This window comes from Pseudomonas sp. MYb327 (genome assembly GCF_040438925.1).
GTDB lineage: Bacteria > Pseudomonadota > Gammaproteobacteria > Pseudomonadales > Pseudomonadaceae > Aquipseudomonas.
The window spans coordinates 2,130,609-2,148,829 of the sequence record NZ_CP159258.1 but is presented as its reverse complement, the minus strand read 5'-3'; the positions used below and the strand labels follow the sequence as shown (position 1 = coordinate 2,148,829).

The window sequence follows — 18,221 nt, the reverse complement described above, 5'->3', positions numbered from 1 at the left end:
GTTAAGTCGTTAAACCGTCGGCAGACTCGGCGCCAGCTCGGCCTCACGTTTGCGATGGAACAGGAAGTACGCGCCATAGCACAGGGCGATAAACCCGAAGCCCCAGTACAACGACGGCCGTTGGGTTTCATCCAGTGCCAGGAACACGAACAGTGAGCAGCACAGGGTGATGCACATCAGCGGCAACACCGGGAACCATGGCGCGCGATATTTCAGGTCGCCGAGTTTGCCGCCATCGCGCAGGTAGGCTTTGCGGAACTTGTATTGCGCCAATGCGATGACAATCCAGGTCACCGTGCCGGACATACCGCTCACCGCCATCAGCACCATGAACAACGTGTCGGCCGCGACGAAACTGGTCATCAGCGATACCAACGCGAAGCACAAGGTGATGCTCAAGGCACGCAACGGCACGCCGCGCTTGCTCAGCGGCGAAAGACTCTTGGGCGCCATGCCGGTTTTCGACATCGCCCAGAGGATACGGGTCGAAGCGTACAGGCCGGAGTTACCCACCGAGAGAATCGCCGTGAGGATCACAAAGTTCATCAGGTCAGCCGCAAACGGAATGCCGACCATGTCGAACACCTGCACGAACGGACTCTCCATCAGCCCTGCCTGCTGCCACGGCACGATGGCCGACAGCACGATGATCGCCAGCACGTAGAAGATCAGCACGCGGAACACCACGTTGCGCACGGCGCGCGGGATGCTTTTTTCCGGTTGATCGGTTTCGCCGGCCGCCACACCCATGATCTCGCAGCCCTGGAAGGCGTAGACCACGGTCATCATCACCGCGAACACGGCGGACATGCCGTTGGGGAACAGCGAGTCGCCGATCAGGTTGCTCATCATCGGCGCCGGTGCGCCGCTGGTCAGCGGGATTGCGCCGAAGATCACCAGCACGCCGACCACGATGAAACCCAGAATGGCTGCAACCTTGATCCCCGAGAACCAGTATTCCGCCTCACCGAAAGCACGGGTCGCCATCGCGTTGATGCCGAACAGCACCACCACAAACAACGCCGACCAATACCAGATCGGCACTGCCGGGAACCAACGCGTCATCAACATGCCCGCTGCGGTGAACTCCAGGCCGACGGTGGTGGCCCAGCTCATCCAGTACACCCAACCGATCATGAAGCCAGTGGCGGGCCCGATGAACTTGGTGGCGTGGGTCTGGAACGAACCGGAAACCGGCATCTGCACCGACAGTTCGCCGAGGCAGACCATCACCAGGTACATCAGGAATCCGGCGACCAGATACGCCAGAATCGCCCCGACCGGGCCGCCCTGATTGATGGTCACGCCGGAGCCCATAAACAACCCGGTGCCGATCACGCCGCCCAGCGACAGCATGAAAATGTGCCGGCTCTTCAGGGCGCGGGTCAGTTGGATGCCCTTACGGTCGATGTTTTCGCTCATGTCGTCACCTCAGCAGTCAGAGAGGTGTACAGCGCATGACAGGACGTCACGGCGCAGGGAAGGATCAGCTTTACGGCAATTCATTATTATTATCTCCAATAAGCTTCGAAGACCGCGCTGCGGCGGTTGCGTCGATTATTGGAAAGCGATGTAAGGCCGAGTTGTACGTAAAGATCGAAGTTGTAGAAAGTCGTAACAAAACTGTACGTCAGCTCTGCAACAGGCCTTTCAGGGTGTGCAGCGAATGCTTTACATGCGTTTGAACGGACGGCAGCAGCGAGCGGATCGCGCATTCATCGCTACCCAACGCCGCCGTTTCCAGCGTTCGCAATACCGACGCCAACGCCCGAAAGCCCAGTGAATCGCAGCTGCCGGCCAATCGGTGCGCCAGTTGCGCAACTTCCGTGCAGTCGTCGGCTTCAATGGCTTCGCTCAGTGCTTCGCGGTGTTGCAGGATCGAATCGCGCAGCACCGTCAGCAACCCCTGCACTTTTTGTTCGCCGAGCAAGGTGCGATGGGTTTGCAGCAATGGCCAGTCCATCGATTCGTCGCCCAGCTCCGACTCGACGGCAGTCGCCTGCCCCGCCAGCACTTGACGCAGATTTTGCAGTTTCAACGGTTTGGCCAGGATGCCATCCATGCCCGCGTCCAGATACCCGCGCACCAGCGCCGGTTGTACGCTGGCGGTCAGGGCGAATATCCGCGTTTGCTGGTTCGGTCCGTCGTGGCTGCGGATCTGTTTGCACAACTCGACGCCGCTCATACCCGGCAAATGCACATCCAGCAGAATCAGATCGTAGGTCCGCGTAGCGCATAGGACCAACGCTTGTTCAGCGTCCTCGGCCAACCACACCTGATGCCCGTCCCGTTGCAACAGACCCTCGGCGACTTCTCGGTTCAGCGCCACATCTTCGACCACCAGAATCTCCAGCGCCGGGCCCGCCGCTTGAATCGGTGTCACGTCATTCACACCGCTGGCCGGCTGCAACGTCAGTTCAAACCAGAAACAACTGCCCTGCCCGACTTCGCTGCTGACGCCAATACGGCCACCCATCTTCTCCACCAGATGCTTGCAGATCGCCAACCCCAATCCGGTGCCGCCAAAGCGCTGCGCGACTTCTTCACTGGCCTGGGTGAAGCGTTCGAAGATCTTCGCCTGCATGGCCGGCGCAATGCCGATGCCGTTGTCCGAGATGCTCACCCGCAGGCATTGCCCGATCTGACTTTCCGGCTGCACGAGCAGCGCCACTTCTACGCTGACTTCCCCGCCTTCGGTGAACTTGATCGCGTTGGCCAGCAAGTTGCTCAGGACCTGGCGCAAGAACTGCTCGGCGCCGTGATGTTGCCCGGCCACACGCTGATCGACCCGGCAAAGCAGAATCGTGTCGTTGTCCAGCGCCTTGGGTTCCAATAGCGTGAGGACTTCGTCGAGCAACTGGCGAAGCGAAAAATCAACGGGCTCCGGCTGACTGACGCCCTCCTCCAGTTTGGCGAAATACAGCACTTCATTGAGGATCGAGAGCAAACCTTCGCCGGCCTTGTGCAATGCATCCAGGCGTTTACTGTCTTGCCGGTCCAGGCTCGCGCCGCGCAGCAATTCGGCCATGCCGAGGATGCCATTGAGCGGCGTGCGCAGTTCATGGCTCATGGTTGCCAGAAACCGCGACTTGGCCTGGTTCGCTGCTTCCGCTTCATCCTTGGCGCGCATCAGGCTGGCGGTGCGACGCTCGACCATGCGCACCAATTCATCGCGGTTGTCCTGCAAGGCCAGGCGATCAGTCTCGCGGCGGTCGATATCGCTCAGGATCGCCCGGCGCATGTCGTCGAGGGCGTGGGCCACGGTGTCGATTTCGTCTTGAAAGACGCCACGATGCTTCTCCAGGCGCAACGGCTCGTGCCATTCACCGGCGGCAATGCGTCGGGCAAAATCGGCCATGACTTGCAGGTGACGGGTGACCAATCGGTAAAACAACCCGGAGAGCGCCACTGCCAGGCCACACAGGAAAACGCTCATCCACAGCAGGCTGGTCAACCCCGTGGTGTACAGGCGCTGATAAACCGCGCCCAGATCGGTGCTGACCTCCAGCTCCCCAAGATGCCGCGTCGGGCCGGACGGTGGCTGGTAGTCCAAGGTGAAACGCTCGACGCGCAACGGCCCGACCGGGTCCGGATTCCCCTGCAACAGGTCGAAATCCGGGCTGGTCAGGTGCACCCGCGCCACGTCGGAAAAATCCACCAGGCCACGCAATTGCACGTTCAACTGTTCCTGGTTCAGATCCCACAGACTGCGTTCCAGGCTTGCCAGATAGCCGGCGCGAATCAGCTCCATGCGCGAATCAATCTCGCGCATTTCCCGGCGATATTCGATATACAACTGCACCGTGCTGGCGAGCACAGTGAAGCACAGGCTGAACAACAGAATGAACAGCAGCAGGCGCCGCAACAGACCACCGGGTCGAGCGCGGATCATGGCGCGTTCACCGGCAGATTGATCATGTCGCGGTAGGTGACTTCGCTTTCATTGAGCAGGCGCTCGATGTCGCCGGCATCAACCATGCGCTGTAATTGCGCATTGATTTCCGGCATTCGATTGGCCAGTGGCGAAAGACGCGAAACAGCTACCCGCAGATAGTCCACGCTCAGAGCCTTGGGCAGCGCCACCAAGTCTTCGGCCCCCGCAAGGTTCTCGATGTACAACTGCCCGGTGCGGCGCTCCTGGGTGATGAAATCAATGCGCCCGCGAATCAGCTTGCCGAAGTTCTGGCGGCTGTCCGAGACCCATTCGATGTTGTTGTTTTGCGCGACCATGCGATCGAACTCCACGCCGTAACTTTCGCCAAACAGCAGTCCGCCACGGTAGTTGGCCAGATCTTCAAGCCGCTCGAACTTCACCGGATGCTGGCGATTGATAAACAGCGCGACCTCTTCGCGCAGCACCGGCACCGTGGAGAACAGCATGCTCTGTTCCCGTTGCGCCGTGCTGTAAGCCAGCACCACATCGACCCGGCCTTCGGCGACGTCGATCAGGCAACGTTTCCAGTTGCCCAACACCACGATCTCGACTTCGTAGCCCAGTTCGCCGAAGAGCTTTTGCACCACGCTGGGCGCCAGACCACGTACCTGCTTGCCGTCGCTCCAGGAAATTGGCGGGTACACCGGATAGTCGCAATAGCGCACCTTTTCTGCCGCGAGTGTATTGCCCGCCAGCAGCACCAGCATCAGCCAGAGCAATCGCCGCACAACGGTCACGCCGCCAGGCTGGCAGTGAACAGGTAACCGGCGCCGTGGATGGTGATGATCAACTGCGGCTCGGCTGGGTCGTCGTGCAACTTGCGGCGCAAGCGGCCCACCAGCACGTCGATGGAGCGGTCGTTAGGGACCCATTCGCGGTTGCGGATCTGGTCCATCAACTGGTCGCGACTGAGGGTGTGGCCGCTGTTGCGCAGGAATACGCTCAGCAGTTGGTATTCGCCGTGGGTCAGCAGGGTTTCGCTACCCGCGGGATCGATCAGGCGACGGCGGTCGGTGTCCAGTGCCCAACCGGCAAACTGCTTGACCGGTTTTGAGACAGCTGCAACGGGTGGCGGCGTCTGCGCGTGACGAACCCGGCGGATCAGGTTTTTCGCCCGGGACACCAGTTCGCGCGGGTTGAGGGGCTTGATCACGTAGTCATCGGCGCCGCATTCAAGGCCGACGATACGGTCAATTTCATCGTTGCGCCCAGTGATCAGGATGATCCCGACTTCCGAGCGGACTCGCAGTTCGCGAGTGAGGGTCAGGCCGTCCTTGCCCGGCAAGCGGATATCGAGCATGACCAGGTCCACGGTCTGGCTCGCCAGGAAGCTTTCGGCCAGTTCCGCCGTGGCGGCGCTATGCACCTCGTAGCCTTCCTGGGACAAGTAGGCGTGCAACAGTTCACGAATCAGCGGATCGTCATCGACGATCAGTACCCGAGGCGTCATTACTTGGAGTCCTGCAAATGCCCGAAGGCGCATTTCTTATTAGAGTGTTTTGCTGCGTCAGCGCCAGAGAGTAGCTACTGCTGAACAGGTGATCAACAGCTGCTCGTCTGTCCGCAAAAGCGTTGGCGTCCGCCGGCTTGCAACCCATCGACCCAGGCCTCGCAAATCTGGATGCCTTGTTCCGGAGTAAAGGTGCCGGGGTTGAGTCCGGACTCCAGCCACAAACCGTCGAGCAAAGCGCTGAGGCTGATGGCGGCGAGATCGGCGTCGAAGTTTTCCCAGCCCTCCTCCTGTGCCAGTTCCGTCAGCACCTTGCGCAAGATTCCGCGGTACTCGCCATAGGAATGATCGTGCGCCTGGTTGATCGCCTCGGCGGTTTTTACCGCGCCCCAGAACGCCAGCCAGGCATCGATCAGTTGCGGATCGAGCAATTCGGCGGAGAACGAACCGCGAAAAAACGCCGAAAGCCGTTCCCGGGCATTCGGCGCGGCTTGTTCCATGGCGTCGCGCAGCAAGGTCATGACCCGCCCGGTGATCGCCATGTAGGCCTCGGCGACCAGTTCGTCCTTGCCGGAATAGTGATGGCTGATCAGCCCTACCGAAACGCCCGCCTCGGCGGAAATCTTGCGGATCGACGCACCCTGGAAACCGTGGCGCTTTAGGCACACCAGCGTCGCCTCGATCAGATTGGCCTTACGCAACTCCGGTTCCATGCGGGAAAAACGGGCTTCCTGATTCATGGGCGACACGCTCCTGGATTCGATCATGGGGCTCACGATTGGGATGCGAGCTGAACGACTGTACAGCAAGAACCCGCCATGTCTCCAGTCTGGTGTAATCCACTAGAAGCTGGCTTGTCAGCGATGAAGCCTCGCCCATTCAACATCCCTGTGGTCTGACACAGCGCGATCGCTGGCAAGCCAGTTCCTACCGTATTTTTGGTTTGTGTACACCATCCATCCCCTGTAGGAGCTGGCTTGCCAGCGATGGCGTCAGCCGACTCAACACAGGGCTCCGGTCAGTCCCGATACCCCGGCGCCACCCTTTCCAGCAACCGCAACATCGCCGCCCACGCCAACTGCATGGCATCCGGATCGCTGAGCTCACCGTCATCCAGCGGCCGCCCTGGATCGTTGAACTGGCGCTCGGTGTGCGCGCAAACCTCTTGGGATGGCAGCACCAACTCGCCGGCAGCTTGCGCGGCCAGTTGGATTTCACAAGCCTTCTCCAGGTAATACATGCGCAAAAACGCCTGGCTCACGGTTTCGCCAACCGTCAGCAACCCGTGGTTGCGCAACATCAGCACCGGTTTGTCGCCCAGGTCCTGCACCAGCCGCTGTTGTTCACTCATGTCCAGCGCCACGCCTTCGTAGTCGTGGTAAGCGACCCGACCGTAGAACTCCATGGAAATTTGATTCACCGGCAACAAACCGCACTTCAACGCGGCGACGGCACAGCCAGATTTGGTGTGAGTGTGCAACACGCATTGCGCATCTTCACGGGCACCGTGAATGGCACTGTGAATGACAAAACCGGCCGGGTTCACTGGATTCTGCGACGGTTCCACTGCGTGGCCATTCAGGTCGATCTTCACCAGATTCGAAGCGGTGATTTCCTCGAACATCAACCCATACGGATTGATCAGAAAATGATGTTCCGGCCCCGGAATACGCATCGAGATGTGGGTAAAAATTAGGTCGGTCATGCGGAAATGCGCAATCAAGCGATAACAGGCCGCCAGTTCTTCACGCAGGCGCTGTTCGGTGGCGCTGCGCGCAGTCAGGTGGGTGGCGATCTCGTTCATTGTTGTAATTCTCCAGGCTGATCGGCTGCGCAGACATTAAGGCTGGCCCGTTAAATCGTCCAGCGACCGAATCACGCTAGTCCAACCGATAGTAAAAAAACAAGTTGATTTTTTACTGCGGGTAAATTTCTATAGAACAATAATAACAACGCCGAAACCCCGTCTTTCGGCTTCAGCCCGCCCGGAGTATCCGCCCCATGTCGAGCACGACCCCAGCCTTTGCACACCTGTTCGAACCGTTGCAGATCCGTGGCAAGCGCCTGAAGAACCGCATCATGTCCAGTGGTCACGACACCTCGATGCCCACCGACAACCTGGTCAATGAGCAACTGATCGCCTATCACCAGGCGCGTGCCGAAGGCGGTGTCGGGCTGATCGTGCTGCAGGTGGCTGGCGTGCATGACAGCGCGCGCTATACCTCCCACGTGCTGATGGCCACCGACGACGCCTGCATCGAGGGTTACCGCAAAATCGCGCAAACCTGCCATGCCCACGGCACCGTGGTGCTGTCGCAAGTGTTTCATCCGGGGCGGGAAATCATGGAGTCTAGCGATGGCCTGCTGGCGGTGGCCTACTCCGCGTCGGCGGTGCCCAACGAGCGTTTCCGGGTGATGCCACGGGCGCTGGATCAAGCGATGATCGACGAGATTGTCGCGGGTTATGCCGCCGCCGCCCGACGCTTGTATCAGGCCGGGATTGATGGCGTCGAAGTGGTCGCCAGCCACGGCTACCTGCCGGCGCAGTTCATCAATCCGCGGGTCAACCGCCGTACCGATGGTTACAACGGCGAACTGGAACAGCGCCTGCGCTTCCTGCGCGAAATCATTGCCGCCATCCGCGCCGCGACCGATGAACAATTCATCATCGGCCTGCGCATTTCCGCTGACGAACGTGACCCCGAAGGCCTGACCGAAGACGAATCCCTGGCCGCCGTGCAATCGCTGCAACCACAACTCGACTATGTGCACATCGTCGCCGGCACTTCGGCGTCGTTGGGCGGTGCTGTGCACATCGTGCCGCCGATGGCGATCGAAGCGGCGTACCTGGCCAAGGAGGCTGGCACCTTCAAGGCCGGGTTGACCCTTCCATTGTTCGTCACCGGACGCATCAACCAGCCCCAGGAAGCCGAGTTGATGCTGGCGCGCGGTCAGGCCGATGTGTGCGGCATGACCCGCGCGCTGATCTGCGATCCACAGATGCCCAACAAGACCGACACCGGCCGTGTCGAAGATGTGCGCGCCTGCATCGCTTGCAATCAGGCGTGCATCGGACACTTTCACAAGGGCTTGCCGATTTCCTGTATCCAACACCCGGAAACCGGCCGCGAGCTGATCTTCGGCCAGCGCCAAGCGACGACCCATCGCAAGCGCATCATGATTGCCGGCGGTGGTCCGGCCGGGATGAAAGCCGCCGCCGTCGCAGCCCAACGTGGCCACGACGTGACGTTGTACGAAGCCAGTTCACAACTTGGCGGGCAAGTGCTGCTGGCGCAATTGCTGCCGCGCCGCAGCGAATTCGGCGGTGCCAGCACCAATCTGCAACGGGAAATGGAATTGGCCGGCGTACGTGTGGTGCGCAATACCCGAGTCGACCGCGCATTGGTGGAACAGGAAAAACCGGACATGGTGATCGTCGCCACGGGTGCCGAACCTTACTGGCCGAACTTCGAACGCGGTGGTGAATTGCAGGTGGTGGATGCCTGGCAAATCCTGCGCGACGAGGTACAGATCGGTCGCTCGGTGGTGGTGGTCGACTGGCGTTGCGACTGGATCGGCCCCGGTATTGCCGAGCGCCTTACCCGCGCCGGGCATCAAGTGCAACTGGCGGTCAACGGCACCCATTGCGGGGAAAACCTGCCGCTATACGTGCGTGATCAACTGGTCGGCGAGTTACACAAACTCGGCATCCCGATCACGCCTTATGCGCGCTTGTACGGCTGCGACGACAACACCGTCTACCTGCAGCACACCGCCAGTGGCGAACCGATGCTGCTGGAAAATATCGATACGCTGGTGTTGTGCCAGGGGCATCAGCCGGTGGATACCCTGGGCGCTGAGTTGCAAGGATTGGTGGAATTCCGGCGCATCGGCGATTGCCTTGCACCGCGCACCGCCGAAGAAGCGATTTATGAAGGGCTGAAAGTCGCCTGGGAGCTTTGAGCCTGTTTATACTCCGGGGCTTTCAAATACCTTGTAGGAGCTGGCTTGCCAGCGATGCTTGTGAGCGAAACGCGTGTTCACCGGATAACTGCGGTGTTGTCGAGTCCATCGCTGGCAAGCCAGCTCCTACAGAGTTTCATGTTCGACCGGTTCGGAACTCACCATGAGCAATAACAGCAAGACCCAGACCGCAACCGGCGCCGCCGAACCGCACTTTCTCGGCACGCGCATTCGCGGCCTGCGAAAACGCCGGGGCATGACCCTGGCGGAACTGGCGCAACAAAGCGAACTCACCGCCGGCTACATCAGCCAACTGGAGCGCAACCTCGCCTACCCGTCGATTCCGGCGCTGTTCAACATCGCCCGCGCCCTCGGCGTAACCATCCAGTGGTTCTTCGCCAGCGAAGCGGTCACCGCCCCCGAAGACGACGGCATTGTCGTGCGCAAGAACAGTCGTCTGAGCGTGCATTACGAAGACGGCATCATCGACCAGTTACTGACTCCACAACCCAACCAGCAACTGGAAATGCTCCATTCGCGTTTCCCGCCCGGCACCTACAGCCAGCAAAGCTACAGCCACGAAGGCGAAGAAGCCGGATACCTGCTTTCGGGGAGTTTCGAATTATGGGTGGGCGAGCGTTACTTCCAGCTCAACGAAGGCGACAGTTTCAGCTTCTCCAGCCAGGAACCGCATCGCTACGGCAACCCCGGCGACGTCGATGCAGTAGTGATCTGGGTGATCACCCCACCAACCTTCTAACGCCGTCCGCGTCCATTCGGTTGCGCGGCGCTCACGCGTTTCAACGTGTCGCTCGGCAACTCCTTGAACAATGCGCGGTAGCTGCTGGAAAACCGTCCCAAATGCCAGAACGACCAATGCATCGCCACCTCGGCGACAGTGGTTTGCGTTGGTGTGCTGCCGAGCAGTTCGCGGCGGGCGCTGTTGAGTCGACGCAAACGTAGCCATTGGGTGGGCGCCATGCCGGTGTAGGTCTTGAACGCATGCTGCAACTGGCGCAGTGAGACCCCGGCGACCTGTGACAGCTCCAGCAAATTCAGGTGCTCTTCCGGCGTATCCGCCGCCCATTCCCCTACCCGTTTCATGATCGCTCGCTCCCCGGCCCGGCGCTGCAAGGCGCCCTGGTCCAGGCACACACAAGCGTTGTCGAGGATGAACAGGCAATCGTCGAGCAATTGCTCAGTCAGTGCTTCGCGGCTCGGCGGGTCGAAGGTCTGCGACAAGCGCGTCAGCGTGCCGCTGAGCCAGCGACTGAACAATGCGTTCTGCTGCGAATTGAGCGGCGCCATGAACAGCCCCTCAAGCCTGGCGACATCCAGCGCATGGCGCTGGACAAACTCCGGCCCGAACACCACGGCGATTTCCTGGTAGTTCTCCGGGGTGATCCAGATGTTGCGGCTTTCGCCATTCAACACGTAAAGCGCGTTATCGCTGCGATCGAAACAGAACGCCAGCGACCCTTGCGGCGCGCTGAAATTCTGCTCGACCCGAGTGTTCATGTGTTCCTCGTAAATCTCCACACCCTGCAAGTCCAGATAGCGCACCAGACCGGCGAAATGCCCCGGTGACATCTGCTGGTAATGCTGGACCCAACCCGGTGTGGCGCGGATTTGCTCGGCCACATCGGCGGTATTGAACGCTTGAACCTGGAGCGGATTACACACTGTCATGGGCGACCTTTGCGCACTCTTTTGGTGCGCTTTGTGCTGCTTAAAGTGGATAGATGGAACGTTGAGCCTCGCCCAAGATAGACGTCAACGCGCCACAGGGGAAGTGTCCTACAGACGAATCGGCTTTCTCCCGCGTTAACAAAACCAATAACGAGGTCTTTATGAATGCCCCTTTCGATCAGCTGTTCACGTGGCTGAAAGATCACAAGATTACCGAAGTCGAGTGCGTCGTCAGTGACCTGACCGGCATTGCACGCGGCAAAATCGCACCCACCAACAAGTTCCTGCATGAGCGAGGCATGCGCCTGCCGGAAAGTGTGCTGTTGCAAACGGTAACCGGGGACTTTGTCGACGACGACATCTACTACGACCTGCTCGACCCGGCCGACATCGACATGGTCTGCAAGCCGGTGGCCGATGCGGTGTACGTCGTTCCATGGGCGATCGAGCCGACTGCCATCGTGATTCACGACACCTTCGATAAGTTCGGTAACCCGATCGAACTGTCGCCGCGCAACGTGCTGAAAAAAGTGCTGCAGTTGTACACCGACAAAGGCTGGAAGCCGATCGTTGCGCCGGAAATGGAGTTCTACCTGACCCAGCGCTGTGAAGACCCGGACTTGCCATTGAAAGCGCCGATGGGCCGTTCGGGCCGTGCGGAAAGCGGTCGTCAGTCGTTCTCCATCGATGCCGCCAACGAATTCGATCCGCTGTTCGAGGACGTTTACGACTGGTGCGAGCTGCAAGGCCTGGACCTCGACACGCTGATCCACGAAGACGGCCCGGCGCAGATGGAGATCAACTTCCGTCATGGCGACGCGCTGGACCTGGCCGACCAGATCACCGTGTTCAAACGCACCATGCGCGAGGCTGCGCTCAAGCACAACGTCGCCGCGACCTTCATGGCCAAGCCGATTGGCGATGAGCCGGGCAGCGCCATGCACATTCACCAGAGTGTGGTCGACATCGCTACGGGCAAGCCGATTTTCGCTGATGAAAACGGCAGCATGAGCACGCTGTTCCTGCACTACATCGGCGGCTTGCAGAAGTACATCCCGAAAGTGCTGCCGATGTTCGCGCCGAACGTCAACTCGTTCCGCCGCTTTCTGCCGGACACTTCGGCACCGGTCAACGTCGAGTGGGGCGAAGAGAACCGCACCGTCGGCCTGCGCGTGCCGACTTCCAGCCCGGAAGCCATGCGCGTGGAAAACCGCTTGCCGGGCGCCGACGCCAACCCGTACCTGGCCATCGCCGCCAGCCTGTTGTGCGGCTACATCGGCATGGTTGAAGGCATCGAGCCGAGCGCTGCGGTACAGGGCCGCGCCTATGAACGCCGCAACCTGCGCCTGCCGATCACCATCGAGGACGCCCTGACGCAGATGGAAGAGAGCGACACCATCGGCCGCTACCTGGGCGACAAGTTCGTGCGCGGCTACGTCGCGGTGAAACGCGCCGAACACGAGAACTTCAAGCGCGTGATCAGCTCGTGGGAGCGGGAATTCCTGTTGCTGAGCGTCTAATAACAACATACATGCCCCCCGTAGGAGCCGGCTTGAACTGGCGATAGGCGCGGCGGGGTGTACCTGATACACCGCATTGCGCCTATCGCCAGCAAGCCGGCTCCTACAGTACGGACAGAAAAAATCGGGATAACCCAATAATTCCAAGAAGGTATCGATATGCGTATTTTGAAATCCGTGGTCCCGGTCGCGCTGGCGGTATTGTTCAGCGCCGTTGCCCAGGCTCAGCCACAGGTCAGCGTCTACAACTGGACCGATTACATCGGCGAAACCACCCTCGCCGACTTCCAGGCCAAAACCGGGATCAAGGTGATCTACGACGTTTTCGACTCCAACGAAACCCTCGAAGGCAAACTGCTCGCCGGGCGCACCGGATATGACGTGGTGGTGCCATCCAACCACTTCCTGGCCCGTCAAGTGAAGGCCGGCGCGTTCCTCAAGCTGGACCGCGAGCAACTGCCGAACTTCAAAAACCTGGACCCGAAACTGCTGGCCTTGCTGGAAAAAAACGACCCCGGCAACGAACATTCGGTGCCGTACCTGTGGGGGACCAACGGCATCGGCTACAACGTCGACAAGGTCAAGCAAGTGCTGGGCATCGACCACATCGATTCCTGGGCCGTGCTGTTCGAGCCGGAGAACATCAAGAAGCTGAGCGCGTGCGGCGTGTCGATGATGGACTCGGCGGATGAAGTGTTCCCGGCGGTGCTCAACTACATGGGCATGGACCCGCGCAGCGAAAACCCCGAGGACTTCAAAAAAGCCGAAGCCAAGTTGCTGAGCATCCGGCCGTATATCACCTACTTCCACTCGTCCAAGTACGTCTCGGACTTGGCTAACGGCGACATCTGCGTGGCGTTCGGCTACTCGGGCGATGTGTTCCAGGCCGCCAATCGGGCCAAGGAAGCCAAGAACAACGTAAACATTGCCTATGCCATTCCCAAGGAAGGCGCGAATTTGTGGTTCGACCTGTTGGCCATCCCCGCCGATGCCGGCAACCCGAAAGAAGCCCACGCCTTCATTAATTACCTGCTCGATCCGCAAGTGATCGCCAAGGTCAGTGCCTCGGTCGGTTACGCCAACCCGAACCCGGCGGCCAAACAATTCATGGACCCTGAGTTGGTGAACAACCCAGAGGTCTACCCACCCCAGGAAGTCCTCGACAAGCTCTACATCTCGACCACGCCGCCGCAGTCGATCATGCGCTTGATGACGCGCTCCTGGAGCAAAGTGAAGTCCAACAAATGAACCAGTACACCAACGAACACGCCCATTCCTATTACGCCGCGTCGGCCCACGGCAAGGCGCCCTACCCGACGCTGGCCGAAGACCTGGTGGCCGATGTTTGCGTAATTGGCGGCGGGTTTACCGGCGTCAACACCGCCATCGAACTGGCCCAGCGCGGGCTCTCGGTGATCCTGCTCGAAGGTCGGCGGATTGGCTGGGGCGCCAGCGGGCGCAACGGAGGGCAGTTGATTCGCGGCATCGGCCATGACGTCAGCGGTTTTGCCAGGCATGTGGGTGTTGAAGGCGTGCGCTATCTGGAGCAGGCCGGGACTGAATCAGTACAGGTAGTGGGCGATCGTATCCGCGAGCATGGCATTGATTGCGACTTGCGCTGGGGTTTCTGCGAACTTGCCAACACCCCGGCGCAGTTTGCCGGGCTGAAGGCTGAACACGCTGCGCTGAATGAGTCGGCTTATGCCCATGAAACCCGCCTGGTCGAATCCACACAGATCCGTGAGCAGGTCGTCAACTCTGGCGTGTATGCCGGCGGCCTGATCGACATGGGCTCTGGGCACCTGCACCCGCTGAACCTGGTCCAGGGCGAAGCGAAAGTCGCGCAGTCCCTTGGCGTGCGGATTTTCGAGCAAAGTCCGGTGCTGGAATTGATCCACGGCAGCACCGTGCAAGTTCGTTGCGCCGGGGGCACGGTACGCGCCAGCCATCTGGTCTTGGGCTGCAATGCGCATCTGGAAGAACTTGAACCGAAACTCAGTGGCAAGGTGCTTCCGGCGGGCAGCTACATCATCGCCACCGAGCCCTTGTCGGCTGAGCTTGCCACTCAGTTGATCCCGCGCAACCTGGCGTTGTGCGACCAGAAAGTCGGCCTGGATTACTACCGGCTCTCGGCGGACCGGCGCCTGCTGTTCGGCGGCGCCTGTCATTATTCCGGACGCGATCCTCGGGACATCACCGTTTACATGCGCCCACAAATGCTCAAAGTCTTCCCGCAACTGGCGGACGTGCGCATCGACTATCAATGGGGCGGCAAGATTGGCATCACCGCCAATCGCTTTCCCCAGGTCGGGCGCTTGAGTCAGTACCCGAACGTGTTCTACGCCCAAGGCTACTCCGGCCACGGCCTGAACGTGACCCACTGGTGCGCCAAGCTATTGGGCGAAGCGATCCATGCGGGTCACAGTAAAGGTTTCGACGTCTTTAGCGCCGTGCCACACATGACCTTCCCCGGTGGCCGCGCACTGCGTTCGCCCCTGCTGGCGCTGGGCATGCTCTGGTACCGCATGCGCGAAGCACTGGGCTGACCCCCCTGCAGGAGCTGGCTTGCCAGCGATGGCGACCGAAAGAACAACACAATGTTCAAGGCCGCCTTCGCTGGCAAGCCAGCTCCTACAAAGTTACCGATCGTTTCCATCTCTTTGTTTAGCCTTTCGATTTGCTCAATTGCGAGTCACTTCTATATTGAGGGGGTGCTCATCAATTCTGCCCCTCTATCGAGCCTGGCCTATGGCAATAACGGATCACCTGATCATCTGCGAGCACTGCGACTGCGTATACGAAAAAGTAACGCTCGCCAAACATCAGAAAACCCTGTGTACGCGCTGCGGCGGCGTACTTCAGCGGTATAACGGCCTGACCGTGGAGCAACGGCTGGCATTGACGTTCACCGCCTTGGTGGTCTGGATTTTCGCCAATTTCTATCCAGTCATGAGCATCAGCCTCAAAGGCTTGAAAAACAGCGCCACGTTGTGGGATTCGGTGCTGGCGTTAAGTCTCGGGCCGATCACGTTCATTGCGATGGTGGCGGCGATCGCCATGATCATCGCGCCCATCATCCAACTCTTGTTACTGATCTGGGTCTTGACCTTCGCTCTCAAGAACCAGCGTTCGCCCGGTTTCAAGTTCTGTATGCGCTGGCTGGAAGCCCTGAGGCCGTGGAGCATGCTGGAAGTGTGTCTGCTGGGGGCGATGGTGGCGGTCATCAAGCTCGCCGGGTTGCTGGATGTGCTGCCCGGCATAGGGTTGTTTGCCCTGGCCGTCCTCAGCCTGATGATGATCCGCATTGCCGGACGCGATATCCGTGAACTGTGGGACATCTTATGACAACGCCTCCAGTCGCCAGCGATCTGAACCTGTGCCTGTGCCACAGCTGCGAGATGGTCTGTGACATGACCAATGACCCTCACGAATGCGAGCGCTGTGGCGCACCGTTGCATCGACGCAAGACCAATTCGTTGATCCGCACCTGGGCCTACATGATCACCGCATTGGTGTTCTACATCCCGGCCAACCTGTTACCGGTGATGAACACCAAGATGGTCGGCAACGGTGCAGACAGCACGATCATGAGCGGCGTGCTGGAGTTCTGGGAGGCTGGCGCCTGGGACATCGCCCTGATCATTTTCATCGCCAGTATTGCGGTACCCGGCATCAAGTTCGCCGCCCTGACGGTACTGCTGGTGACCGTTCAACGCGACAGCCAGTGGGCGCTCAGGCAACGATCGCAAATGTATCGGTTCGTCGAACTTATCGGTTATTGGTCGATGCTCGACGTCATCGTGGTTGCTCTGGTGGCTTCCCTGGTGAAATTTCAAGCCCTGGCCGATATCGAACCGCGCCCGGGCATTCTTTTTTTTGGCCTGGTGGTGGTATTCACCATGCTGTCAGCGATGAGTTTCGACCCGCGACTGATCTGGGATAAAAAACCGGATAAAGCGAGGGATAACCCAAACGAGGAGGTCACGGATGAAGTCACAAGCCACTAACGGGCCATTGCCCCCTGGACAGGCTCCGATCAAGACCAGCCGTTTTGGCGTTTCACTGGTATGGATCGTGCCGATTGTCGCGGTACTGGTAGGGATATCGCTGGTGGTTCACAGCATTTTGCAGGAAGGGCCGACCATCACCATAACCTTCAAGACCGGTGATGGCTTGACGGCCAACAAAACCGAGGTCAAGTACCGCAACGTGGTGATCGGCCATGTCTCGGACGTGGCACTGAGCAACGACCAGAAGAGCGTGAACGCGACGATAAAACTGGTGAAACAGGCAGAAAGCTTTACCCGCAAAGACTCGCAATTCTGGGTGGTTAGGCCGCGTATCGGTGCTGGCGGGGTATCGGGCATCGATACGCTGCTGTCAGGGGATTACATCGGCGCCGATATCGGCCAGGACAATGCTCGTTCGAAGAACTTCAAAGGCCTGGAAAACCCGCCAGCCATCACCTATGGCGAGCCAGGCAAACGTTTTACTTTGCATACCCAGGACTTGGGCTCGCTGGATATCGGCTCGCCGGTCTACTACCGCAAGATTCCCGTCGGCCAGGTTGTGGCCTACGCGCTGGACCCCGATGGCAAAGGCGTGAACATCGAGTTATTCATTCACGCGCCGAATGATCAGTACGTCACCGAGAACACCCGATTCTGGAACGCCAGCGGGATCGACGTGAACGTCGGCGCCAATGGCTTTGCGGTCAAGACCGAGTCCTTGTCTGCCATCCTGGTGGGCGGCATTGCGTTTCGTGCGCCGGAATACAGCCCCGACGACAAACCAGCCCCGGAGGAGTATGCCTACGAACTGTTCGAGGACCAGCAAACCGCCCTCGCCCCACCGAGTGGCAAGGGACAGTTTATGACCTTGCGTTTCGACCAGGCCTTGCGCGGGCTCAAAGTGGATGCCCCAGTGGAATTTCTCGGCATCGAAATCGGCAAAGTGGTGTCGGTCAATCTGGATTTCGACGCGAAAAAACGCACCTTCCCGGTCAACGTCGGCATCATGATTTATCCGCAGCGCTTGGGCCGTGCACATACGAAAATGCTCCAGACACTTAATCACGATCCAAACGATGAAGCCGCCGCCGTACGCGTGATCGGCACCTTTATCGACAATGGGCTGCGCGCTCAGGCTCGCACCGGCAATCTCCTGACAGGCCAGCTGTACATTTCCCTCGACTTCTACCCTAAAGCAGAGAAAGTCGTGTTTGATCAAAGCGCCCGTCCGGTCAGTATTCCGACCGTTCCAGGCAGCCTCGAACAATTGCAGGAAAAACTCGAGGCCATGGTCAACAAGATCAATCAACTGCCAATCGAGCGCATTGCCGGCAATCTGGACAGCAACCTCGTCGAACTGCGCAAAGGCCTGGTGCAATTCAATGCCAAGACACTGCCTGGCGTGACAACCACCCTGACGGATGTGAGCAAGACCTTGCAATCGGCCAATACGACCCTGCAATCGGCCAACTCGACCCTGGCCGAAGACTCTCCGCAGCGGGAAAAACTCGGGCAGACCATGGACGAACTCGGTCGCACCTCGCGTTCCTTGCGTGACCTGGCGGATTACCTTGGCCGCCATCCGGAATCGCTGATTCGCGGTCGTCCGGTTAACGCCGCACCGATGGATATGCAAGGGCCGCCGAGCAAATGAC

At 59.6% G+C, this 18,221-nt stretch carries 15 protein-coding genes; 8 read left to right on the top strand and 7 right to left on the bottom strand.

The genetic code is table 11. The features are described from left to right. Nucleotides 1–9: 9 nt before the first annotated feature. The 6 genes from ABVN21_RS09600 to ABVN21_RS09575 all read right to left on the bottom strand — a co-directional run bounded on the left by ABVN21_RS09600 (nucleotide 10) and on the right by ABVN21_RS09575 (nucleotide 7,188). Nucleotides 10–1,422 (bottom strand): amino acid permease, encoded by a 1,413-nt coding sequence (locus tag ABVN21_RS09600; RefSeq protein ID WP_339553723.1) that lies wholly within the window; start codon nucleotides 1,420–1,422, stop codon nucleotides 10–12. 208 nt (nucleotides 1,423–1,630) lie between these two features. Then, on the bottom strand, nucleotides 1,631–3,892 hold the full coding sequence (locus tag ABVN21_RS09595; RefSeq protein ID WP_339553722.1) for an ATP-binding protein: 2,262 nt from the start codon (nucleotides 3,890–3,892) through the stop codon (nucleotides 1,631–1,633). Then, nucleotides 3,889–4,662 carry a transporter substrate-binding domain-containing protein gene (locus ABVN21_RS09590; RefSeq protein WP_339553721.1) on the bottom strand — a complete coding sequence of 258 codons (774 nt, stop codon included), beginning with the start codon at nucleotides 4,660–4,662 and terminating at the stop codon, nucleotides 3,889–3,891. The genes ABVN21_RS09595 and ABVN21_RS09590 overlap by 4 nt, the downstream gene beginning before the upstream one ends. Before the next feature lie 5 nt (nucleotides 4,663–4,667). Further along, nucleotides 4,668–5,384, bottom strand: a complete 717-nt coding sequence (locus tag ABVN21_RS09585; RefSeq protein ID WP_339553720.1) for a response regulator — start codon at nucleotides 5,382–5,384, stop codon at nucleotides 4,668–4,670. 92 nt (nucleotides 5,385–5,476) lie between these two features. Then, nucleotides 5,477–6,124, bottom strand: coding sequence for a TetR family transcriptional regulator C-terminal domain-containing protein (locus tag ABVN21_RS09580; protein ID WP_053159046.1), 648 nt, complete (start codon nucleotides 6,122–6,124; stop codon nucleotides 5,477–5,479). A gap of 278 nt (nucleotides 6,125–6,402) precedes the next feature. Further along, nucleotides 6,403–7,188, bottom strand: a complete 786-nt coding sequence (locus ABVN21_RS09575) for a class II aldolase/adducin family protein (protein ID WP_339553719.1) — start codon at nucleotides 7,186–7,188, stop codon at nucleotides 6,403–6,405. A gap of 197 nt (nucleotides 7,189–7,385) precedes the next feature. On the opposite strand from ABVN21_RS09575, the gene ABVN21_RS09570 reads away from it, so the two are divergent. Next, nucleotides 7,386–9,347, top strand: coding sequence for an FAD-dependent oxidoreductase (locus ABVN21_RS09570; RefSeq protein WP_339553718.1), 1,962 nt, complete (start codon nucleotides 7,386–7,388; stop codon nucleotides 9,345–9,347). A gap of 163 nt (nucleotides 9,348–9,510) precedes the next feature. Next, entirely contained in the window at nucleotides 9,511–10,107 is a 597-nt protein-coding gene (locus ABVN21_RS09565; protein WP_339553717.1) for a cupin domain-containing protein, read from the top strand. On the opposite strand, the gene ABVN21_RS09560 is transcribed toward ABVN21_RS09565, so the two are convergent. After that, nucleotides 10,104–11,036 (bottom strand): helix-turn-helix domain-containing protein, encoded by a 933-nt coding sequence (locus ABVN21_RS09560; protein ID WP_339553716.1) that lies wholly within the window; start codon nucleotides 11,034–11,036, stop codon nucleotides 10,104–10,106. The two genes, ABVN21_RS09565 and ABVN21_RS09560, sit on opposite strands and share 4 nt — an antisense overlap. Before the next feature lie 161 nt (nucleotides 11,037–11,197). Between ABVN21_RS09560 and ABVN21_RS09555 the strand changes: the two genes are divergently transcribed. From ABVN21_RS09555 to ABVN21_RS09530, 6 genes are all read left to right on the top strand, one after another. Then, a complete protein-coding gene (locus tag ABVN21_RS09555; protein WP_339553715.1) occupies nucleotides 11,198–12,556 on the top strand; it encodes a glutamine synthetase family protein in 1,359 nt (452 codons plus the stop codon). A 159-nt stretch (nucleotides 12,557–12,715) separates the two neighbouring features. Continuing rightward, on the top strand, nucleotides 12,716–13,804 hold the full coding sequence (locus ABVN21_RS09550) for a polyamine ABC transporter substrate-binding protein (protein WP_339553714.1): 1,089 nt from the start codon (nucleotides 12,716–12,718) through the stop codon (nucleotides 13,802–13,804). Continuing rightward, entirely contained in the window at nucleotides 13,801–15,102 is a 1,302-nt protein-coding gene (locus tag ABVN21_RS09545) for an FAD-binding oxidoreductase (protein WP_339553713.1), read from the top strand. The genes ABVN21_RS09550 and ABVN21_RS09545 overlap by 4 nt, the downstream gene beginning before the upstream one ends. 202 nt (nucleotides 15,103–15,304) lie before the next feature. Beyond that, on the top strand, nucleotides 15,305–15,901 hold the full coding sequence (locus tag ABVN21_RS09540; RefSeq protein WP_339553712.1) for a paraquat-inducible protein A: 597 nt from the start codon (nucleotides 15,305–15,307) through the stop codon (nucleotides 15,899–15,901). Then, entirely contained in the window at nucleotides 15,898–16,563 is a 666-nt protein-coding gene (locus tag ABVN21_RS09535; protein WP_339553711.1) for a paraquat-inducible protein A, read from the top strand. Before ABVN21_RS09540 ends, ABVN21_RS09535 begins: the two co-directional genes overlap by 4 nt. Continuing rightward, nucleotides 16,544–18,220, top strand: coding sequence for an MlaD family protein (locus ABVN21_RS09530; protein ID WP_339553710.1), 1,677 nt, complete (start codon nucleotides 16,544–16,546; stop codon nucleotides 18,218–18,220). Before ABVN21_RS09535 ends, ABVN21_RS09530 begins: the two co-directional genes overlap by 20 nt. Nucleotide 18,221 lies beyond the last annotated feature (1 nt).